The sequence below is a fragment of the Streptococcus sanguinis genome (genome assembly GCF_050220005.1).
Classification (GTDB): Bacteria; Bacillota; Bacilli; order Lactobacillales; family Streptococcaceae; genus Streptococcus; species Streptococcus sanguinis_Z.
Genome location: NZ_CP071413.1, coordinates 1,769,137 through 1,791,407 on the forward strand (window position 1 = coordinate 1,769,137; position 22,271 = coordinate 1,791,407).

The following is a 22,271-nucleotide window of genomic DNA, read 5'->3' on the forward strand; positions in this document are numbered from 1 at the left end:
TTTTCTTTTCAAAGGTCAAATATTCTGCTCATTCTACAGGAACATCAGTCCAGCTGGAAAGTCAATCTCTCCTTATCAAAGCTGGCCTTCAACTCATACTTACCTGCTTCGTTTTGCCGAATATAGCCCAAAATCACTAGGCTATCAACAAAAATGTCCCGCCGCTTCTGCATGAGCTCATCCTTGCGGACATACTTGAGAAGAAAGGTCGTCATATACTTGAGTGCATACTCTGGATTGACATCGCCCAAGACAGCATAGAGGGGCTTTTGTGCCTCAGACAGGGAATACTGGCGCTGCATCTTGTAAAAATAATTTGCCAAGGTCAGCTTATCCCGCAGAAAATCTGTCTCTTCCAGCAAAACAGCCGCATTGGTCTGATTGGAAAGCTGAGTCTCAAAGCGTAGCTCCAACAATTCCTGATAGAGCGGACTATCATCACGGATAAAGATTTCCTGATCCAAACGCAAATCATCCAAACTTTCCAAAAGAGGTAGTGTCAGGTAATATCGCTTGTTCTCCCGCTTGATGTAGCCAGCCTTGATAAACTCCTCTATCGAGCGGTCAATACTAGCCACGCCCTCAAACTCTCTCTTAATCTCCCGCAGAATCACTGCCTCATGCTGATCCAAATAATCAATCAGCTCCTGGAAAAAAGGCTGGCTCGTCAAACGGCTGGGATTGATGATTTTAATCATGAAGTTCTCCTTTGTAGATGAGTTTTCTTGACTGAGCCAACTGGCTAGGATTCGTCCCAGGCTGACCTATGGGAACCGCTAAGCCCAAGTCACGATAATACTCCTGCCAAAAATCAGAAATCTGATTTTCCTCATCGCCAAACTGCATGGAAATCGTATCAAAAATCGGCAAAATGTCCGCAATATACTCCGAACAGTAAAAACAATCGGACTGCGGATAAAAGCCGAAATTGTAAGGCTTTCCTAGATGCAATTTGGCCCTTTTAAAGACAGCATCTGCTTCAATAGCTGGATAGCGATATACGTCATAAACATCCTCATCCTGCCAAAAATCAGACAAATCTTGATTGACAACCCCCTTCTCATGGGTTGCATGATAAATCTCACCATTAAAAAAGATGGCCACGTGGCTGTATGAGCCAGTTGCTGCTCGGATGGCTGCAGCAATTTCTGAAGATCCGACTGTAAAAATCAAATCTCCATCTTGTAAATCTTGAATCTTCATTTCTCTCGCCTATCAAAAAAGGAGCCGAGACTCCTTTTTAAGTATGAGGGGAATAGCCCTCATCTAGTAACTTATTTCGTCATTTGAGCTCTTTAAGCATTAAAACTTTCTGTCAGTTGAGGCACCACTTGCTTCTTACGAGAAACAGCGCCTGCAAGGAAAGCATGGTTGTTTTCAAGAACAAAGTTGAAGGCTGCTTCGACCTTGTCCATATTGCTTCCGATAGCCAAAATTTCTGAGTTTGAGTTAATAATATCTGTAATCATCAAGACAAAGTCAGAGTAGCCATTATCAGCGATTGCTTTTTCAATAGCCGCTTCGATTTCTGCTTGACGCTCCAAAACTTCAGCAATATCAACTGTGTTGACCTGTGCCACACGGACATTATTTCCATTCAGCTCAAAGGTTTTCGCATCGATGTCAATCAATTCTTCAGCAGACTTGCTAGCCAAGTTTGTACCTGCCTTAAGCATTGCCAAACCATACTCTTCCAAGTTGACACCAGCCAGCTCAGCCAATTCTAGTGCAATGGCCTTGTCAGTCAGATGAGTTGTTGGTGACTTGAGCAAGAGAGTATCAGAGATCAAACCAGACAGCATCAATCCTGCAATTTCTTTTGGAACTTCTACGCCGTGCTCTTTGAACATACGATAAACAATAGATGAAGCTGAACCAACTGGCTCCAAGCGCATGTAAAGTGGACTAGCTGTTTCAAAGTTAGCAACACGGTGGTGGTCCACCACGCCATAAACTTCAACTTCAGCAATATCTGCCACAGACTGCTGGAATTCATTGTGGTCTGTCAAGATGACTTGTTCAGCCCCTTCTGCCTTGGCAGATGTAATCACGCGCGGTGCAGCCACGCCAAAGTAATCTAAAACAAAGGCTGTTTCTTCATTAGGCTCACCCAGAGCAACAGCTTCTGTATCCAAGTCATAAGCTTCACGAGCCAAATAAGCAAAAGCGTAAGATGAACCAATGGCATCTGAATCAGGATTTTGGTGACCGAAAACTAAAATTTTAGACATGATAAACCTCTTCTTTTATATAAACTTATTGCATTTATTTTACCACAATTACAGGCATTTCACAAAAGCAGAAGGGCATTTTCTAAAGAAAAATGGACTGGTCAACCCACCAGCCCATTTATTCATACTCAAAATAGATTAGCTATTATGTACCCGATTCATATACTCTGTATAGGATTCAGTCTGCATGAGTTCCTTAGCATTCTTGACCCGATCAGCTGTCGGAGGCTTAACCCCTTCCAGCTTGTAAGGGATGCCCAGCTCCCGCCATTTGAATTCACCCATGGTATGGTAAGGTAGAATTTCAAACTTATCAACATTCTTCAGCGTCTTTACAAACTTACCTAGCTCAATCAGGTCATCATCACGGTCGGTCAATCCTGGCACCAAGACGTGACGAATCCAGACTGGCTTTCCAATGTCAGACAAGTACTTGGCACAAGCCAAGATATTCTTGTTGGTCTGGCTGGTCACAATTTTGTGCTGTTCTTCATCAATCTCCTTGATATCAAGCAGGACTAAGTCGGTAACTGCCATAAGCTTGTCAAATTTTTTCAGATAACGAGGCGTATTTCTGAAAGGCAGGGCACAGGTATCCAATGTACAGTGGATGCCCAGCTCCTTAGCCTTGGTAAAGAAGGCAATCAGAAAATCAATCTGCAGCAAGGCTTCTCCTCCGCTGACGGTGATGCCGCCTTTATTGCCCCAGAAGCCCTTATAACGAAGAGCTTCTTGCAAGACATCATCCACTGTCCGCAACTGAGATTTGTTGGTCTCCATTTCCCACGTGTCCGGATTATGGCAATACTGGCAACGCATGTGGCAGCCCTGCAAAAAAACAATAAAACGGATACCCGGTCCATCAACAGCTCCAAAACTTTCGGTGGAGTGGACCATGCCCGTTACCTTTCCATAATCAACTGCTTCTTCAATTTTCTCTTCAACCATCGCGCAACCTCTTAACTCTGAAAACGTTTTATAACTAACTACATTATAACATGATTAAAGCAAAAATAGACTTAATTTGCCTATTTTTTAGAAAACAAACTGTTTTTCAGTTTCATTTTCAGTGTTTTACAACAGATGAAATTTTAGGGAGAAAGCTGATTAAGACTTGCTCTTAGAAGCTGGCAAATAAAAAATCAGGGAAGATTCTCTATTCCACCCTGATCTCACTTTTAAACTGATTTTAGTTAATTTCGACTTCTCTTTTTGAGAGTAAAAGCAAACATCAGCAAGGTCAATCCCAAGACTGCCCAGCCATTGTTATTTTGACCGGTCAGCGGGAGTCCCTTCTTCTTGCTGCCAGCAGTCTGTCCTTGTCCAGCTTGTTTAGACGACGAAGGATTGGTCTGAGACGGAGCTCCTTGTTCTGCTGCTACAGAAGATTGTCCAGTTGATTGAGACGGCTGGGAGCTGTCAGATGTTGAAGCTGCAACATCCTTAGAAAAGTCCAGCTGCACCACTACTGGATCATGGTCTGAAGCTCTGCCATGTTCCTCCATGAAAGAGGCATTGATATGGACAGGCGCAAAGACTGCCTTGCCTGCTAGGTTCTTCGAAATGAAAATGTTATCCAAGCTTTGGTTGCTGCCGCGGTAGAAATAGGAATAACGGTCAGCCGCATCATGTTCCTGCATAAGATTAATGAGTTCATTACCCGCCAGTGCTTTAGCCGTTTCGGAAAATTCAAAATCATTGAAATCACCAGTCAGCACAAACTTAAGGTTAGGATTTTGTCTCAGCCCTTCTTGAATAAAGCTATTTAAAATTTTAGCCTGCTCAATTCGGGCTGCCTGCGTATGCTGAACTGCTGGCTGAGCGGAGCCATAAACAGCATCATCCCCAATCTTGGACTTCAAATGATTGGCGATAACGACGATATGCTGTCCCTTGAATTCAAACTCAGCTGCCAAGGATTTACGAACCTTTGTAAAGGCTGGATTTGTTGGAGCAATCCGGGCAGGATTCTTAACCAGATGACCACCGGAGAAGCTAGCCGCTTCGTCACTCGTACCGGCTTCTTTTTCGACTAACTTCACCCGATTTGGATCGTAGAGAAAGGCCACACGGATATTAGAGCCGGGCTTGCCGCCATCTTGACCGTCAAGTGGGGCAACTTCGGTGTACTTATAAGTTTTTCCGCCCAATTCTTTGATGCGGCTCGCTAGTTTCTCACCGCTTTTGACACCACTGGTCGTTCCGTCATTGACACTGCCATTCTCATCTTGAACCTCGATGAGCGTGATGATATCTGGACTATGGATTTCATTGATGAAGGAATTAGCGATTCTAGTCACTTTTTCCTCAGGCGTTTCACCTTTTTTAGCATTAGCAGAAAAATTCTCGATATTGTAGGAAGCAATAGTCAGCTTGTCTTCGCTTGGATAGATAGGAGAGACCTGTCTCTGCAAGCCCCCGTCCACCAAATCAGGCAGCTGAGTCGGCTCCAACTTGTAAATCTTCCCACTATAGGTCACGACTCCGACCACATCGCCATTGAAATAATCCTTGGCCTTGGCAATGAATTTATTGCCAACATAGACTGGAATGGTTGCGGTATTTTGGGCGTTTGGACGAAGATTGAGACCTCCGATATTGTTTAATGGTTGGGCTTGGTAGCCTTCAGGTAAGAGATAAATATCTCCACGGTACTGCGGGCCTAAAACGCGGGGCCTCTTCACCGTCGTCAACATTCCTTCTAAACTTTCCCAGTAGTCCAACGCTTCACTTTGAGGTTGATAGTTATTAATATCCTTATCGACCGTATCCTGAGGCATATTGGCTACGATGTCTACTGGAGCAGGCAAGTCAGCCTTGCCTTCCTTGGTCACCTTGGAAGCGATAAGCATGGTGATAGTCAAGCTATCGCTTGGCTTGTTGAAAGTCTGCCCCTGACGAACGCTGAGCTCTTCCATGTAGCCTTCTTTGACGCGTCCTTCAAGACTAAGTTTGTCTCCGACATCGACTTTTTCTTTAGAAACAACATAAAGAGCATCAGAAGTCCTGCTATTTCCATCAGGAGTCACATCTTGAACATAAAAACCATAGCGGTCTGTTTTCGTCACAACTACATTGGAAACTTGAACTTCCTTGTCCTCATAGGGAGAGGCTTGTGATTCTCCCTGAATAGTTCCCACATTGGGCACAACTTCTGGTCCGCTAGCCGCAGCTTGTGCTGCAGCAGAGGCTTGGTCTGCCTTTTCCACTGTCTCTTCAGAAGTTGCCCTTGACTCTCCCGATTCTGCAGGAGAGCTTTCTGCTTGACTGGCAACCGACGCATCACTTACAGCCGGATTCTCTGTAAGAGCAGCCGCCTCAGAAGTCGACGAACTTACCGCTTCTTCTGCTCCGACCGGTTGGACAGAAAAAAGCAGAGACAGAAAAGCAGCTAGCAGGACCACTGTGGGAAAGAGCTGCCTGTAAGAAACTTGTTTTTTCATGAACTTCTCCTTTTCTGTATAAATGTATATTATCCTATTTAATTTTTATTATAAAGAAAAGAATCAAATTTTGCAAAGGCTTTCTTAAAATTCTGTATTAGTTTATCTCTCTTGAGAAAAATACTTGTCTAGGCTGGCCAAACACAGAAAAAAGAATCTGGAAACATTTCCAGATTCATTCGAGACTTTAGTTTTCCCCTACTAAGATTGCCAAGGTTTCGTATGGCTGCAGGGTCATCACATGATCAATCTGAGTCTTGCCGTAATTGGATAGGAGAACCTGACCATTTTGATAATCCGGCAGGATGTCCACCGTAATCGGATCAGCATAGAAGTTGTTAAGTACTAAAAGTTTTTGTCCTTGCCACTCCCTCTCAAAGGCATAGACCTGAGGACTGTCCTCATAGGCTGGCTGATAGCTACCTTCTGCAATGATTGGCAGTTCCTTACGCAGGGCAATCAATTTCTGATAAAAGGTAAAAATCGGGCCCTTGATTTCATTTTCCACATTGATGAGAGGATAGGATTTGCCCGCCTTCAGCCATGGAGTTCCTGTTGTAAAACCTGCATTGACCGAATTATCCCACTGCATAGGCGTCCGAGAATTATCACGAGATTTAACCATAATAATCCTGAAGGCTGCTTCTAGCGATTGACCTTCAGCAAGCAAACTCTGGTAAGCATTGAGAGACTCAACATCCACATAATCTTCCATGGAGTCATAGTCAGGATCCACCATGCCAATCTCCTCACCCATGTAGATATAAGGCGTCCCGCGCGACAGATGAATACTGGCTGCCAACATGGTCGCTCCTTCATTACGGAAATTCTCTACATCAACAAAGCGGTTGAGAGCTCGCGGCTGATCATGGTTGTTCCAAAAGAGTGCTGACCAACCATCATGATTGCTCATTTCCTTGCCCCAAGTATGGAAGAGGCGTTTTAACTCTTCAAAATCAAAAGCCTTAAGAGTCCACTTCTGTCCAGCTTCATAGTCCACCTTGAGATGATGGAAATTAAAAGCCATGGACAGCTCCTGACGATCTGGTGCAGTGTAAAGGATGCAATTTTCAATCGTCGTAGCGCTCATTTCGCCAACCGTCATAACGGAATCGTCCTGACCAAAAGTTGCTTCGTTCATCATACGCAGATAGTCATGCACAATTGACTTATCAGTATAGGCTGGCTTGCCCTCCTGCTCTGGACAGTCCGTCAGCACCTCATCTTTTCCAATGACATTTATGACATCAAAGCGGAAGCCCTTGACTCCTTTGTCCCGCCAAAAATTCACCACTTTAAAGAGCTCTTCACGAACATTGGGATTGCGCCAGTTAAGATCAGCTTGAGTCACATCATAGAGATGCAGATAATATTTGCCCGTATCGCCAAATGGCGCCCAGGCACTGCCGCCAAACTTAGACAGCCAGTCCGTTGGCTCATCTCGCAGGATAAAGAAGTCCTGATAGTAGGAATCCCCAGCCAGTGCCTTTTGGAACCAATCATGCTCAATCGAGCAATGATTGAGAACCATATCCAGCATAAAGTCAATACCATGCTGCTGGCCGACCTTGACCATCTCTTCAAAATCCGCCATATCTCCAAAGATAGGATCAACCGCAGTATAGTCAGAAATATCATAACCATTGTCCCGTTGCGGACTCGGATAGAAAGGATTGAGCCAGATCATATCCACTCCCAGCTCTTTCAGGTAAGGAAGTTTTTCAATAATCCCGCGAAAATCTCCCAAACCGTTGCCAGTTGTGTCTTTAAAAGATTTTGGATAAATTTGGTAGACAACCTTTGTTTTATCAAGTGTCATATTTTCTCCTTTTTTGAGAAAAGGGACAGATTTTAAAGCACCGTCCCTTTCTATAAGTCATTTCATTTTTCTTTAAAGTGGATTAGCTGCCATCAACTGACTTCCTCGCTCAACTGCCTGAGGAAGTTGTTCAAGCACCTCCACCTCGTACTTGTCTGAGTTCGTAATGATGACTGGTGTTTCTGTTATATAGCCTGCTTTCTTGATCATGTCTATATCAAAGGAAATGAGTTTGTCGCCAACCTTGACCTTATCTCCTTGAGATACATAACCTTCAAAGCCTTTGCCCTCCAGATTGACAGTGTCCATTCCGATATGCATCAGGATTTCAACACCTTCATCTGACAAGATGCCGATGGCATGCTTGGTTGGGAAGAAGACTGTTACTCTACCATTAACTGGTGAAACCAACTCACCTTTGCTAGGAACAATGACAACTCCACGCCCCATCAAACCTTGTGCAAAGACAGGATCTGTTGCCTGACTCAATTCTTTGACTTCTCCTGCCAGCGGACTAGTAATCGTTACAGGAGCTGATGAATCAGCTGCTTGCACCTCTGGAGATGACTCGGCTTTGGATGCCCCGGCAAATTCTGCCTCTTCCTGAGCTGCAAATTCTGCTTGCAATTCTGGATCTTCCTCTGTCTTCGTCAAGAAGCCTGTCTTGTGGAAGAAGAAAGTCAGGAACATTGGTACAAGGATTGCTACAAGCATAACTCCTGCAAATGGAATCATATATTTTGCTTGGATAGAAAGGATACCTGGTAAACCACCAATACCAATAGCATTTGCCGTTATATTAAAGGTTACAGAAAGCAGACCCGCAATAGACGAACCAATCATTCCCGCAACAAATGGATAAACGTATTTAACATTGACCCCGAAGAGAGCAGGCTCAGTAACACCAAGGTAAGCTGAAATGGTTGCAGGCAGGGAAATTTGCGCTTCCCGCTCATCATGGCGTTTCATAAGGTAATAAGCAAATACAGCTGAGCCTTGAGCGATATTGGACAGAGCAATCATTGGCCAAAGACCAGTACCACCGGCATCAGCTACCAACTGAGTATCAATCGCATTGGTCATATGGTGAAGACCTGTGATAACAAATGGTGCATAAAGAGCACCAAATACTGCGCCAAAGAGCCATTTAACTGGACCGGTTAAACCTGCAAGAACAACTGATGAAAGCCCCTGACCGATTGTCCAACCGATAGGACCCAAGACAGTATGAGCCAAAATTAGAGCTGGAATCAATGATAAGAATGGCACAAAAATCATAGACACTACTTCGGGAATATGTTTACGCCAAAAGATTTCCAGATAAGATAGAGATAAACCTGCTAAAAGGGCTGGAATAACCTGAGCTTGGTAACCAACACGATTGACAGTGAAGAAACCGAAATCCCAAACCCAGTCCTTAGCGATTTCAGCTGCTGGTGTCGATGCTACTGAATAAGCATTGAGCAATTGTGGTGACACCAAACAGATTCCCAAGACAATCCCAAGAATTTGGCTAGTTCCCATTTTACGAGAAACAGACCAAGTGATTCCAACTGGCAGGAATTGGAAAATTGCTTCACCAGGAAGCCACAAAAAATGGTTAATTCCAGACCAGAATTTGGATACCTCTGTGATTGTTTTCCCATCCAACATAGACCAATGCACGCCCTCAAGAACATTGCGGAAGCCAAGGATTAACCCTCCGACAATCAAAGCTGGAATGATCGGGGTGAAAATTTCCGCCAGAGTGGCCATAACCCGCTGAAGGGGATTTTGCTTGCTCTTGGCAGCAGACTTGGCTGCTTCTTTTGATACTCCTTCAATACCTGATACAGCAGTGAAGTCATTATAAAAGATTGGCACATCATTTCCAATGATGACTTGGAATTGCCCAGCATTTGTGAAAGTTCCCTTGACCACTGGAATTGCCTCAATAGCCTTGACATTGGCCTTTTTATCATCTCCAAGTACAAAGCGCATCCGCGTTGCGCAGTGACTAACTGCTGTGACATTCTCTTTGCCGCCGATTGCATCTAGCAGATCCTTGGCTTCCTTCTCAAATTTTCCCATTTGACTACTGGCTGAATGAGAATCCAGCACTCTCCTTATATTTTTTACGAGTTAGTTTTTCAACACATCTCTACAAATTATTGTAATCGATTTCAAAGATGTATGCAAGTTGTTTGTTGAAAATATCCCTCATTTTTGATAAAATTTTCTATGTTGTATGCAAAAAAGAAAACAAGTGAAGTTTATGATGAAGAAATACAAACAATTGTTCAAACAGATTGAGAAAGATATTTTAGACGAGCGTTATGCTGTCGGAGACTTCTTACCCAGCGAGCATCAGCTGACAGAAGACTACCAGGTCAGCCGCGACACTGTGCGCAAGGCTCTGGCTCTGTTGCAGGAAGAAGGATTGATTGAAAAGGTCCGCGGACAGGGTTCCAAAATCATCAAGCAGGAACAGTTCGACTTTCCAGTGTCTAAGCTGACCAGCTATCAAGAAGTAGTCAAGCAGAATAATATGCAGTCCAAAACCAATGTTGTCAGCTTAGAAAAGATTACCGTAGATCAGAAACTGTCCGACATCACTGGCTTCCCTCCCTACCGACTGGTTTGGCGAATCGTCCGTCAGCGAGTTGTAGACCAAGTCGCCTCTGTATTAGATATTGACTATTTAGACAAGGGCATCGTCCCTGACCTGACAAGGGAAATCGCTGAGCAGTCCATTTATGCCTATTTGGAAAATGACTTAAAGCTCAACATCGCCTATGCCAAGAAAGAATTTACCATTGACCACGCCAATGACCGAGACAAGATTCTCATGGACCTCGGCAAGGACCAGCAAGTCGTCTCTGTCAAATCCCAGGTCTATCTGGCAGACGGCCGCCAGTTTCAATATACCGAGAGCCGTCACAAGCTGGACAAATTTCGCTTTGTGGATTTTGCTAAGCGCCAGAAAGAATAACCTTGAGTTCCCCATCCAGACCACAAAACTACCCCTGCCTTCCAGCTGGCAGAGGTGGTTTCTTTTATGAGTAGTCTAAGGCTGCTTTGTTTTGGAGCGACAAAGAGCCTCAAAATTCTTTTTACTTGTTTTAGGAGATTTATATGAAAAAATTAGTTAAGGGCTTCTGCTGCTTTTTAAACGTTACTGATTCTTATTACTTCCTTTCCTGCTTTTGCGCCTGAGGGGAATGTCAATACTTGCTTATCATATAGGGTAACTTTAGATGTCATTGGACTGTCCTCATTTCTATTTTGATGCTATTAGTATAATCCCAGAAACTTAAGACAGACTTATAAAAAACTTGAAAGAAACTTAAAAGGCTGAGTTTATTTCTCAGCCTTTTCTGCTTCTTCAATAATGTCAGAAATTTCAACCTTAACCTTCGTAACACGGCCATTTTTAACCTTGTCATTGGTCAAAATGAGTAGCTTATTTTGACTTTCGACTTCGTAGCTAATGCGTTCTTTCGGATCTGGAATAGTCCCTACACAAGTCAAGTAATAACCAGCTATCGTATCCACATCATCGCTTTCGATTTCGACTTCAAAATATTCATTAAAGTCATTGAGAGTCATGGTTCCTAATACGATGTAGGTATTCTCACCGATTTCATGGACTTCGATTTCAGCCTTGTCAGTCTCATCATCAATCTCACCGACAATCTCCTCCAAGAGATCTTCCAGTGTGACCAGACCAGCCATTCCGCCATACTCATCCAAGAGAATCGCCATTTGATTTTGCGTATTGCGCAGCTCCTTAAGCAAATCATCGACAAACATGGTTTCCGGTACAAAGAGCGGCTCCTGCAAAATCTTACGCAGAACGATATTGTCAAAACCATTGATGAATCCTTCATTAAGCAATCGCTTGGTATGAATCAGACCGATGACATTGTCCTTATCCCCATCATAGACGGGAATCCGCGAAAAACTCTGTTTGAGAATGCTTTCGATAATTTCTTTGGTGTCATCCTGAATGTCCACCATAAAGGCATCCGTCCGCGGCACCATCAGTTCACGCGCCATCAGCTCATCCAGAGAGAAAATCCCCTGCAGCATCTCAATCTCATCTGCATCCAAGGTCTCCTCACTATTGGTTAGCATATACTCAATCTCATCCCGTGTCATCTTTTCGTCTGCATCATCAAACTTCATCGGGGTTATCCGGCTCAGTAGATTAGTCGACGCTGACAGCAACCAAACGAAGGGACTGACAATCTTGCCAAGAAAAATAATAACTGGTGCAGCCCGCACAGCTAGATTGTCTTTCAGGTTCATGGCAATGCGCTTCGGATAAAGCTCGCCCAAAACAATAGAAATATATGTCAACAAGACCAAAGCCAAGAAAGTTCCGATAGCACGTGCTGTTTCGGAATTTCCCATCCAAGAAGAGAACAGTTTTCCCAGATTATCCGCAAAGCTGGCCCCAGACAGGATATTGATAACTGTAATCCCAACCTGAATAGTTGATAAGAAGTTATTGGGGCTTTCTAAGACTGCCAAGAGACGGATATACTTGAGGTCCCCCTCTTCAGCCTTTTGCTCCACACGCGCTCGATTGAGCGATACCATTGCCATCTCAGCTGCTGAGAAAAAGGCATTTAACAAAGTCAATATAAACAGTAGTAAGGCTTGCCATAAAATATTCTGACTGCCAGGGTCTTCCATTGATTCTTTCTCCTCGAAAAGTATAGGTAAATCTGATTATATCATATTTTTAAATTTAGTGCACAGGAAATGAAAATAAGACGGAAGGCCTTCCTTCCGTCTTATTTTCTGGTATCGAGACTCTGGAATCAATCGATTTCCAAACTCATCCTTATTTATTAATAATCCCAAACTCTTCGTTCTTCTTCTGCTGCTGGGCTTCCTTGTGATTATCATAGAGGTTAGCCAAGAACTTGGCGATTTCCTTGAGGATAGAATAGGTCGGGATTGCCACAATCATCCCCAGCACACCATAGATATTGCTGGATAAGAGCAAGAGCACCATGATGGTAATAGGATGGACCTTCATCACACCGCCAACGATACGGGGGTAGAGGATATTACCATCGACCTGCTGGATAATCAACATGTAAATCAAGGCCGCCACCATCTTCTGAGGATCGGTAAAAGCATACGTAATGACCATGGGAATCAAGCCGATACTCGGTCCTACATAAGGAATCAGATTAGCCAGACTGGAGAAAATAGCAAAGACCAAAGCGTACTTGAGCCCAATCACGCTATAGCCAATATAGGCCAGAGCACCGATAATCAGGGCATCGATTGAAATTCCGCTGATATAGCGGGCAACAGTAGCATTGAGATTAGTCAGCAAACTAGAGATATTGAGCTTATCGCGCTTGAGGACTGTCCGCTCCAGCATGGGCAAAAGCTTATGGCCGTCCATGAGGAAGTAAACCAAGAAAATCGGTGTCATAATCAAAATCATCAGCGTATTGACGACTGCTGACAGAACACTACCCAGACTGTTGGTCACACTGTTGAGAATATTCTGCAGAATATCCACATAAGACAGATTGAGCTGCTGGATGGTGGACTGGATATTCAGATTTCGAAAGAGCGGATTTTTAGATAATTGATTAACAAAACTTTGAATTTCCCAATAAAGTCCTTGCGTTGAATTAATCAAACTGCTCAGCTGATTAATCAAAATCGGCAAGAGGTAAATAACGCCCAAAGCAATTAAGCCAAACAAAAGGCTGAGCGTGATCAGAATCCCAATCATTCGGTTGATTTTGAGCTTGTCCTGGAGAAATTTCACCAGCGGATTCGTAATATAATAAAGAAATCCTCCCACAAGAAAGGGAATCAAGATGGTATTCACAACGCTAACAATCGGGGTTATCATATCCCCCATTTGGCGCCAGATAAAGAAGATAATCGTTAGCAAAAGGACCTCACTGGTCCAAAACATCAGCTTACTTTTATGAAACATTTGACTCCTCCTATCAGTTATTTTACCATAAATTTTGTTATAATAAAGGAGATTTAACGAAAGAAAGAGTAAAAATGGAAAAGATTATCAAACTGGAAAATGTGAGCTTGGCTAAACAAGGCCGAACCATCTTAAAAGATCTCAACTGGCAGGTGAAAAAGGGGGAGCATTGGGCTATTCTCGGTCTCAACGGTTCTGGAAAGTCTACTCTCCTGCGCTTGCTCATGGCTGAGCATTGGAAGACTAAGGGCAAGGTGACGGTTCTCGGTACAGAATTTGGCGCCGGCGACATTCCTCAACTGCGAACTAAGATTGGAGTAGTTGGCTCCTTCATTGCTGAACGCCTGCCCAGCCGTCTCACAGCTGAAGAAATCGTCCTGACAGGCAAGTATAAAAGCAGTATTCTCTACGCTCCTTACGGGCAAGAGGAGCTGGACCAAGCTAGGGAAATGCTGGCTTCCATTGGCGGGCAAGAATTGATTGGCCGAAGCTACATCAGTCTGTCTCAAGGGGAAAAGCAGCTCCTGCTGATTGCACGCAGTCTCATGGAAAAGCCAGAACTACTTATCCTAGACGAAGCGACCAGCGGTCTGGATCTCTTTGCCCGCGAGCGCCTGCTGGATCAGATTGGTAAGATTACACAGATGGACCAAGCTCCAACCATCCTCTATGTCACCCACCATGTAGAGGAAATCACTGCTGCTATGGATCATGTCCTGCTCCTAAAAGAAGGAGAAATCATAGCCCAAGGTCCTAAAGAAGACATTCTTCAAAAAGAGGTCATGAATCAATTTTATCCCCAGCCAGTCGAGCTGATTGAGCTGGGAGAAGACCGCTATTTCGTCAAGGTGGAGGGCAGGTCCTCATGAAGCAATTTTCTAATACCATCTTCAACCTAGGCTACTTCCTGATTCTGACCATGACTGCGATTGCCTTACTTTTCCTGTCTGGACAGATTCTGCTGTCCCATACTTACATCCCTTTAAGGATTGCTGAAGGGGTCCAATTCGTCAGTAATCCTTGGTATTTCTACCCTATACTCTTACTTTTTCTCCTCAGCCTCTTTTTAATCCGGCCCCTGTTGGAAAAGGTTCAGACCAAGCATCTTTTTTGGTTTTTGTCCTTCCTCTTTATAGCAGCAGCGATTTTTCTGATAACGGCCTACGATGGCCGCATCCGAGCTGACGCCAAGCACGTTTTCAATGCAGCGCTGGCCTTCAACCGAGGAGATTACAGCTCGCTGACAACCGTCGGAAGCTACATGTATCGCAATCCCCATCAGCTAGGACTGATGACTCTGGAGCGACTTTATGCTTTTATTTCTCCGACGACTCAGTTTGTTTTTAGCATGAATGTCGTCTGGACTTTACTCAGTCATTTCTTAATTTACAAAATCACAGCTCTCCTCAATGCCAGAGAAATGATTCAGAAATACACGATTCTACTGACCTTTCTCTTTTTACCACAGCTCTTTTTCATCCTCTTTGTCTACGGTACCATTCCCGGGCTCTTCTTCTGTCTGCTCAGTCTCTATGCTTTTATCAAGCTGGATCAGAAAGGAAACCTGCTCTATGCCTTGCTGGGAGCGGCCAGTATCAGTCTGGCCTGCCTCCTGCGCAACAACTACATCATCTTTGCCATCATGCTGATTGGAGTCTGCTTCCTGTCCATCTTTTATAAATGGTCTTGGAAGAAACCCTTAGCTATCATCCTGATTTTAGCCGGTATCGTCCTTTCAAACAAGGGTCTGACGGCCTACTATGAGCAGCTGATTGGGGGCAAGATTGGTGTCGGTACCCCAAAAATCGCCTACATCACTATGGGCCTGCGGGATGATCCCAATCGGCAGACCTTGGGAGGCTGGTACGATGCCTACAATACCAAGATTCTCAAGCGCAACAAATACGATGAAAAATTGGCTACAGAAATGGCTACTCGGGATTTGAAGGACATTTTGATTCACTTCAGTAAGCATCCGGCTTATGCGCTCAAATTCTTCTACGAAAAGGTCAAGTCGACCTGGACTGAGCCAACTTTTCAGTCTATTTGGACTGGACCTCAGATTGAGCGCCAGCAATATATGAAACCAGCTGTCCTGCGCAGCATTTATGAGGAAAGAAAAGGTTATCAGATTGTTAATTTCCTGCTCTTGACCCTGCTAGCTAGTATCTATCTGCTCTCCTGTTTCTTTATCCTGCATAAATTTTTCGTCGCCGAGGAAAAGCTGACGCCTTTTGACCTCTATCCCTTCATCTTTCTCTTGGGGGGCGGCCTCTTCCACTTCTTCTGGGAAACCAAGAGCCAGTATGTCTATATCTATGTCCTCCTTCTCATCCCTTCCGCCGCTCAATCCATAGTCGACCTGAGCGATTGGTGGAAGAACAAAGGAAAAGGGAAATCAACAGACCAGCTTGAGAAAGACCTATAAAACTTGAACATTTGACAAGAATTCCTTATAATTTTATAGGAACATTAAGTGAAACAAAGTTGAATTTGTAATTAAAATTTTTTGTATTCTGCGAAGGGAGAATAGTGATTTATGTTTTCAATATTAGGTGCAGTATTATTTGGAATTATAGCAATTATGACAGTTCTTGTTGCTTGCGGTCTGCCTTTGGGCGAATATACAATGGGTGGACAACATAAAATCTTACCTAAGAAATTTAGACTTGCGGCAGTCATTTCGATAGCTATTCAAATTTTTGCCATGATCATTATTTTGCAAGCCGGAGGTTTTATTCCCCTGTGGCTGTCTTTCAAGGTTACTAAATATATTTGTTTCTTCTTTGCCGCTTACCTATCCTTGAATACGATTATGAACATGATTTCAAAAAGTAAGAAAGAAAAATATGTTATGACTCCGATTTCACTTATAGCCGGAATATGTTTTTGGATAACAGCATTTCAGATGTAGTATATGAAATGAAGATCATCTACAGTGCGCCAAATTGGAATTTGTAGAGGTGAGAAAAATGTAATGGCAACATATTCAACTTAAATCGAAATAATATAAAATTATGAGGAGATTATAAGATGAACAATTATATAAAATTAAATGAAGATAGATGGAATAATGTAAAAAATGACTATACTGAGCCATTGACACATGAAGAATTAGAAGAAGTTAGAAAACATCCAATTTCTGTTGCATTAACTGTCGGGAAAAAAGTTCCAAAAGAATGGTTTGAAAAAGCAAACGGAAAAAAGATATTAGGTTTAGCTTGTGGTGGTGGACAGCAGGGACCAGTTTTTGCTATAAAGGGTTATGATGTAACCATAATGGATTTTTCTAAATCACAATTACAAAGAGATGAGTTGGTTGCTAAAAGAGAAGGCTTAAAAATCAATACAGTTCAAGGCGATATGACAAAACCATTTCCATTTGAAAATGAAACTTTTGATATTATTTTTAATCCGGTTTCAAATGCATATATAGAAGATTTAGAAAACATGTATAAAGAAGCCTCTCGAGTATTGAAAAAGGGTGGACTGTTAATGGTCGGATTCATGAATCCATGGATATACATGTATGATGCTGACATTGTATGGGACAAACCTGATGAGGAATTATTTTTAAAGTTTTCAATACCTTTTAATTCAAAAGAGCTTGAAGAGGAAGGCAAGATATCCATAAATCCAGAATATGGATATGAATTTAGCCATACCTTAGAAACTCAGATTAGAGGACAACTTAAAAATGGTCTCGCTATGATAGATTTTTATGAATCATGTGATAAAAGAAATAGATTATCACGTTATGGAAATGACTATATAGCTACACTTTGCATTAAACTATAATGTTATAGAACATACTTCAGGAGAATAGCCCATTTTATTTTCCTTAAGGGTTAAAATCTAAAAATCCCAGTTTGTCTAATTGAATAAAAGAATTTTTAAAACAGTAAATCACAAAGGTTTACTGTTTTTTTGCTCATTTTGAGAAGTCTTAACCACCTGTGAAAACAGGTAACTTGTACACCGGCTATATGCAATTTCCCTCCAGCGACATCTAAAGAAGTTCGCTGAACATTGTTCGGGGCAATGCTATGTTCGTTTGACTAATGCCCGTAAAAACAGGCTTTTATCTTATTCTAAAACTGCCATCTGAGAACGGTTTGACACTTAACTTATCAAAGACAAGGTCATTTTTTCCCAATCACGTATATTAGAAACTATCTTTTCGTTTAGGCCAACGATACTCACATAGTCCCCTCTCCCCCAAAACTTTCGATTGTCATAATATAACCCCTCTTGTTTTTCAATCTGAACAGGAGGGGTTGTTTTGAATGGAAATGAATAAGACTTAGTTTTGTGTTATTAGCATTTTCATCACTTCATTTTAATCGTAATCAGCATACCTCCACCAAGCTATTGTTGCGATAAGACCTAGAATACTTACCCCAAATAAACTGACAATGCTCCCAAAATTCAATAGTGCTTTTCCTGCAATACCACTTGCGAGTGCAGGAATCGCCCATGGAATGTATTTCCCAAAGTTAAGAGCAGAACCAAGCTGAGAAAAAATAATTGTAAAAATAATGAATGCCAATGGAGACAAATATCCCCGGCCTAAACAAGCAAAAAAAGCCACTGGAGTAGAGAGTATGATCGTAAGAGTAGTACAAAAAACAAAAGTAAGTATACCTTTGAAAATCACCATTAAGCTCCCACCCTCAAGTCCAATCAGATTGCCAGCTAATAATCCTAATAAAAGAGCAAAAATTGATAGAATATAGCTCCATAGAGCGATAACGATAAACTTGGATAATACGATTGTATCTCTTTTCATCGGGAGCGCTAATAGGTCTATCATCGTTTTATCAGAATATTCTCTACCAAAAACCCAAGATGCTGTAAATCCAAAAATGAGCAATCCCCCAACAGAAATGACTTGTGATATGGTCATTAAGTATGACGACCAGTCTGTTATCCTCATCATTTCCATTTTTGCAGAAATCAAACCAAGATTTTTGAAATTCTCTGGATATTTCATCATAGTTGCAAACAAGCCAACAATAAAAGGAACTAAACAGATAGAACAAGCAGTTACGATGGAAAGTTTTGATTTTATTAACTTTCTCCATTCAATTAAAATACAGGAACTAAGCTTTTTCATTCGAAATACCTCCGTGATAGTCATTCAGTATTCTTAAGAAATAATGCTCTAAATCTTCTTTTTCAACAGCCAGCGATTTGGGTGGATAACCTGCATTGACTAGCAATGTAGCAACATCTTCCGGGCATTCCACAGATTTTGTATCAATTAGTTCTAAGAAATTGATATTATTTTCTGTGTCTGATTGAATGTTTACATGATAGCCCTGGTTAGATAATACTTCTTTCATAGCCTTATTATTAGAACCACTTACTAGTAACTTCTTTTCTAAGTACTGCTCTAATTCATTGCTTTCAACTTCTCTTATAAGTCTGCCCTCATGTATAATGACTATCCTAGTAGCAATTTTAGATATTTCCTCTAGATTATGACTTGAAATAAGAACAGTTGTACCTAGATGATTCGCCAATTCCTTTAACAGTTCTCTCACTTCAATAACTCCAAAAGGATCTAATCCATTTGTCGGCTCATCAAGAATTAGAATTTTAGGTTTATGAATAATCGCTTTTGCAATTCCTAAACGCGCAACATTTCCTAAAGAAAGATGCTTCTCCTGTTTATGTTCATATTGCTTTAGTTTTAATTTTTCAATTACCCAGTCAATATTATCTTTATTAACCCCTCTTAATTTACCAACGATTTCTAAATTTTCTCTCACCGTTAAATCCGGATAAGAATAAGGCGTCTCAATAATATAACCTATTTCGTTTCGAAGTTCTAAATTATTCAGATCTAACTTTTTTCCTTGAATATAGCATTCTCCTGATGTAGATTTTATCAATCCTAGCATCATTCTCATCGTCGTTGTTTTCCCTGCACCATTCAGTCCTAAAAACCCTACTATTTCACCAGGTTTTATTGATAGATTCAAGTTGTTGACAACATTTTTTGTTCCATATCTTTTAGAAAGGTTTGCGGTTCTAATTGCTTCTTTCACCATTACCTATCCTCCTTAGTAATTTGTTCCACAACTCCTTGTATGACTAACTTCAATGTAGTATCAAATTGTTCTTCACCGATTTCCTCGATGTGTAATATAGTCATAGCAATCGTTCTAAATAAAGCAGAGACGATTTCTACCGATACATTCTCTCTAATGTTGATTCGAGATACAATTTCTTTAACCATCCTATCATCTATCAGATGGTGATTTGTTATCGCCTCTTTTGGCAATTTTCTTATGAGTAATTCCATTTCATGATTTTTAAATATGGTATACATAAATGAATAGCGAAAATCTTGATAAAAATCATAAAGTAACTGTACAAGACGATTTGTATCTATCTTGGTTTCCATACCTAATTGTTCTGTCAGGCGATTCATAACATCTATTTGATATTCTTCTAAGACCGTAAAAAATAACATTTCTTTTGAGGAATAAAAATTATAAAAAGAACCTTTGGAAATATCTACCATTGCTGCCATTTGGTCAACTGTGGTTTTCTTAACCCCATATCTTTGAAGGCATTCCTTTGCAACTTTATGTAATTTCTTTCTAATTACTTCCTTTTCTTCAGTAGTAAAAGCAGTAGCCATAACTTCCTCCTGAAAACTCTGTGACGTTTTTTGATTTTACAGTCATAGCTTATCATATAAACTGAAAAATGTCAAAAGTCTTATATCTTCTTTGTAGGAAAATATAAGACTTTAAATTTACACACATCATAATTCTCTTCTTTTAGACCTATTTATTTGAGTGTCACAATTTAAAAAATAAGGATACAGTATTGAAAGCTCCTATTGTCTGGCTTTTCTCTCTGTATCCTTATTGTATCTCAAGTTCCTTCTCTCAATTTCTCAATCATGACCAAGAAAGGTGGATTGTTAATCTGATTGATGGTCTTGTAGAGGGCAACGGTGAAGTCCTGCTGGGGCAGCTGACTGACGAAGTCTAGCACCGCATCTTTCTCAACCTCTCCACCATCATGCCCATAGTAAATCATGATAGCTGCACGGCCGCCATTTGCTAAGCCTTGACAGACCTTTCCCAGAGCTTCCAACGTCGTAGCGGGTCGGGTAATGACAGACTTGTCCGCCGAAGGCAAGTAGCCAAGATTAAAAATAGCTGCCTTGAAATGGTCTGTGTATTGGTCCAGAGTCTCATGGCCAGCCAAGATTAGCTGAGCATTGTCCAAGCCAGCTTCTGCCAAGCGCTGGCGGGTCTTTTCCACAGCCTGCTCCTGAATGTCAAAAGCATAGACCTGCTTGGCCAACTGAGCCAGAAAGAGGGTGTCATGTCCGTTGCCCATAGTAGCATCCACCACGATATCTTCCTTGGTCACGACTTCTGCCAAAAAGGCATGGGCCATCTGTAAGGGTCTTAACATACGAATCTCTGCTCCTTTGCTTTACAGCCTTGCTTGCTGCCACGACGACGCATTTCTGCCTCAATGGCATTGAGAACTTCCCATTTATTGAGGCTCCACATGGGGCCAATCAACATATCTCGCGGGGCGTCGCCAGTGATACGGTGGATGACGATATGCTCGGGGATAATCTCCAGTTGGTCGCAGATGATGGAGACATACTCCTCCTGACTGAGCAGCTGCAGTCGCCCCTCATGATAATCCCGCTGCATGCGGGTATTGGTCATTAAATGAAGCAAGTGAAGTTTAATTCCCTGAATGTCATTGTCTGTCACACAACGACGGACATTCTCTAGCATCATCTCATGAGTCTCACCCGGCAGGCCGTTAATCAAGTGAGAGACAATCTCCGCCTTGGGAGCCAGCTTACGAACTCGCTGGACCGTCTCCACATAAAGCTCATAGGAATGGGCACGATTGATGAGGTCCGAAGTCTCCTCATAGGTAGTCTGAAGCCCCAGTTCCACAGTCACATGCATACGCTCAGACAGATCAGCCAAGTAGGCGATGGTCTCGTCAGGCAAGCAGTCAGGCCGAGTCCCGATATTGAGACCAACGACGCCAGGCTCGTTAATGGCCTGCTCATAGCGTTCACGGATGACTTCAAGCTTCTCATGGGTATTGGTGAAGTTCTGGAAATAGACCAGATACTTGCGAACATCAGGCCACTTGCGGTGCATGAAGTCAATTTCCTTGTAAAACTGCTCGCGAATGGGCTCATCCGGCGCCACAATGGCATCACCTGAACCCGAAACGGTACAGAACGTACAGCCTCCATGCGCTACCGTACCATCCCGATTGGGACAGTCAAAGCCCGCATCAATGGGCACCTTAAAAGTCTTCTCTCCAAAAAGTTTTCGATAATAATCATTCAAAGAATTGTAAGATTTCATACCTTTCATTCTACCACAAAAAAGAGTTTAGAAACAAAAATTCCCTCTTTCACAAAGAAAGAAGGAAATCACCGATTCCACAAATAGACTTTCAAATCCACACAGCCATTGGCCTTCAAGTCTACTCCCTCTGCCCAAAGCAAGTGTTTCTGGTCTTCCCAGCCTGGTGCGAGGCGTCCTGCCGCATTGACTACCCGATGGCAAGGATGCTTGCCGCCATAAAGCTCCGACTGACTGAGAATCTTTCCCACCAAGCGGGCGTTTTTAGGCCGACCAATCAAACGGGCAATCTGGCCATAAGTCGCCACGCGCCCAGAGGGAATGCTATCTACTAATGCCAAAACAGCATCGATGAGTTCTTGATTTGAATTGGACATACTAAGCTCCTAATCTTGTTTGCTCCTATCTTAAAGAAAGGGATTTTCTTTGTCAAGACAAAAAGGCTGG

Annotated in this window: 20 protein-coding genes; 5 read left to right on the top strand and 15 right to left on the bottom strand. The window is 42.3% G+C overall.

Annotated features, from left to right (window positions below):
* Nucleotides 1–44: 44 nt before the first annotated feature.
* From J1C86_RS08640 to treP, 7 genes are all read right to left on the bottom strand, one after another.
* The gene (locus J1C86_RS08640; protein ID WP_125408948.1) at nt 45–698 is read right to left on the bottom strand and encodes a DUF1803 domain-containing protein; all 654 of its coding nucleotides are present in this window, start codon (nt 696–698) and stop codon (nt 45–47) included.
* Nucleotides 691–1,203: a YiiX/YebB-like N1pC/P60 family cysteine hydrolase gene (locus tag J1C86_RS08645; protein ID WP_125408946.1), complete on the bottom strand. Its 513-nt coding sequence runs from the start codon at nt 1,201–1,203 to the stop codon at nt 691–693. The genes J1C86_RS08640 and J1C86_RS08645 overlap by 8 nt, the downstream gene beginning before the upstream one ends.
* A 92-nt stretch (nt 1,204–1,295) precedes the next feature.
* Nucleotides 1,296–2,231: a manganese-dependent inorganic pyrophosphatase gene (locus J1C86_RS08650; protein ID WP_125408944.1), complete on the bottom strand. Its 936-nt coding sequence runs from the start codon at nt 2,229–2,231 to the stop codon at nt 1,296–1,298.
* Between the two features lie 138 nt (nt 2,232–2,369).
* Nucleotides 2,370–3,179, bottom strand: coding sequence for a pyruvate formate-lyase-activating protein (gene pflA / locus J1C86_RS08655; protein ID WP_125380328.1), 810 nt, complete (start codon nt 3,177–3,179; stop codon nt 2,370–2,372).
* A 245-nt stretch (nt 3,180–3,424) separates the two neighbouring features.
* The gene (locus J1C86_RS08660) at nt 3,425–5,674 is read right to left on the bottom strand and encodes an endonuclease/exonuclease/phosphatase family protein (RefSeq protein ID WP_125408942.1); all 2,250 of its coding nucleotides are present in this window, start codon (nt 5,672–5,674) and stop codon (nt 3,425–3,427) included.
* Nucleotides 5,675–5,861: 187 nt separating this feature from the next.
* Nucleotides 5,862–7,493 carry an alpha,alpha-phosphotrehalase gene (treC, locus tag J1C86_RS08665; protein ID WP_125408940.1) on the bottom strand — a complete coding sequence of 544 codons (1,632 nt, stop codon included), beginning with the start codon at nt 7,491–7,493 and terminating at the stop codon, nt 5,862–5,864.
* Between the two features lie 72 nt (nt 7,494–7,565).
* Nucleotides 7,566–9,563, bottom strand: a complete 1,998-nt coding sequence (treP, locus tag J1C86_RS08670) for a PTS system trehalose-specific EIIBC component (RefSeq protein WP_125408938.1) — start codon at nt 9,561–9,563, stop codon at nt 7,566–7,568.
* A 187-nt stretch (nt 9,564–9,750) separates the two neighbouring features.
* Here treP and treR point away from each other — a divergent pair, with 187 nt between their 5' ends.
* The gene (treR, locus tag J1C86_RS08675; RefSeq protein ID WP_032909640.1) at nt 9,751–10,464 is read left to right on the top strand and encodes a trehalose operon repressor; all 714 of its coding nucleotides are present in this window, start codon (nt 9,751–9,753) and stop codon (nt 10,462–10,464) included.
* A 368-nt stretch (nt 10,465–10,832) separates the two neighbouring features.
* Here the strand turns inward: treR and J1C86_RS08680 are convergent, their stop codons facing one another.
* Both J1C86_RS08680 and J1C86_RS08685 read right to left on the bottom strand, forming a co-directional pair.
* Nucleotides 10,833–12,173, bottom strand: coding sequence for a hemolysin family protein (locus tag J1C86_RS08680; protein ID WP_002899773.1), 1,341 nt, complete (start codon nt 12,171–12,173; stop codon nt 10,833–10,835).
* Between the two features lie 151 nt (nt 12,174–12,324).
* The gene (locus tag J1C86_RS08685) at nt 12,325–13,449 is read right to left on the bottom strand and encodes an AI-2E family transporter (protein ID WP_002894636.1); all 1,125 of its coding nucleotides are present in this window, start codon (nt 13,447–13,449) and stop codon (nt 12,325–12,327) included.
* Nucleotides 13,450–13,523: 74 nt separating this feature from the next.
* Between J1C86_RS08685 and J1C86_RS08690 the strand changes: the two genes are divergently transcribed.
* The 4 genes from J1C86_RS08690 to J1C86_RS08705 all read left to right on the top strand — a co-directional run bounded on the left by J1C86_RS08690 (nt 13,524) and on the right by J1C86_RS08705 (nt 17,247).
* Nucleotides 13,524–14,318 carry an ABC transporter ATP-binding protein gene (locus J1C86_RS08690; RefSeq protein WP_002913252.1) on the top strand — a complete coding sequence of 265 codons (795 nt, stop codon included), beginning with the start codon at nt 13,524–13,526 and terminating at the stop codon, nt 14,316–14,318.
* Nucleotides 14,315–15,877 (top strand): hypothetical protein, encoded by a 1,563-nt coding sequence (locus J1C86_RS08695; RefSeq protein ID WP_002905902.1) that lies wholly within the window; start codon nt 14,315–14,317, stop codon nt 15,875–15,877. Before J1C86_RS08690 ends, J1C86_RS08695 begins: the two co-directional genes overlap by 4 nt.
* 111 nt (nt 15,878–15,988) lie before the next feature.
* A complete protein-coding gene (locus tag J1C86_RS08700) occupies nt 15,989–16,363 on the top strand; it encodes a hypothetical protein (protein ID WP_002905901.1) in 375 nt (124 codons plus the stop codon).
* A gap of 119 nt (nt 16,364–16,482) precedes the next feature.
* On the top strand, nt 16,483–17,247 hold the full coding sequence (locus J1C86_RS08705) for a class I SAM-dependent methyltransferase (RefSeq protein ID WP_002913250.1): 765 nt from the start codon (nt 16,483–16,485) through the stop codon (nt 17,245–17,247).
* Between the two features lie 541 nt (nt 17,248–17,788).
* Here J1C86_RS08705 and J1C86_RS08710 read toward each other — a convergent pair.
* The 6 genes from J1C86_RS08710 to J1C86_RS08735 form a co-directional block, all read right to left on the bottom strand.
* Nucleotides 17,789–18,565, bottom strand: a complete 777-nt coding sequence (locus tag J1C86_RS08710; RefSeq protein WP_125408936.1) for an ABC transporter permease — start codon at nt 18,563–18,565, stop codon at nt 17,789–17,791.
* Nucleotides 18,552–19,505 (bottom strand): ABC transporter ATP-binding protein, encoded by a 954-nt coding sequence (locus tag J1C86_RS08715; RefSeq protein WP_002913248.1) that lies wholly within the window; start codon nt 19,503–19,505, stop codon nt 18,552–18,554. Before J1C86_RS08715 ends, J1C86_RS08710 begins: the two co-directional genes overlap by 14 nt.
* Nucleotides 19,505–20,101: a TetR/AcrR family transcriptional regulator gene (locus J1C86_RS08720; RefSeq protein ID WP_427150796.1), complete on the bottom strand. Its 597-nt coding sequence runs from the start codon at nt 20,099–20,101 to the stop codon at nt 19,505–19,507. The genes J1C86_RS08715 and J1C86_RS08720 overlap by 1 nt, the downstream gene beginning before the upstream one ends.
* 239 nt (nt 20,102–20,340) lie before the next feature.
* Nucleotides 20,341–20,892 carry a tRNA (mnm(5)s(2)U34)-methyltransferase gene (locus J1C86_RS08725; RefSeq protein WP_125351247.1) on the bottom strand — a complete coding sequence of 184 codons (552 nt, stop codon included), beginning with the start codon at nt 20,890–20,892 and terminating at the stop codon, nt 20,341–20,343.
* Nucleotides 20,886–21,833, bottom strand: a complete 948-nt coding sequence (locus tag J1C86_RS08730) for a TIGR01212 family radical SAM protein (RefSeq protein WP_125409156.1) — start codon at nt 21,831–21,833, stop codon at nt 20,886–20,888. Before J1C86_RS08730 ends, J1C86_RS08725 begins: the two co-directional genes overlap by 7 nt.
* A 59-nt stretch (nt 21,834–21,892) precedes the next feature.
* Nucleotides 21,893–22,201, bottom strand: coding sequence for an MGMT family protein (locus J1C86_RS08735; protein WP_125409154.1), 309 nt, complete (start codon nt 22,199–22,201; stop codon nt 21,893–21,895).
* Nucleotides 22,202–22,271 lie beyond the last annotated feature (70 nt).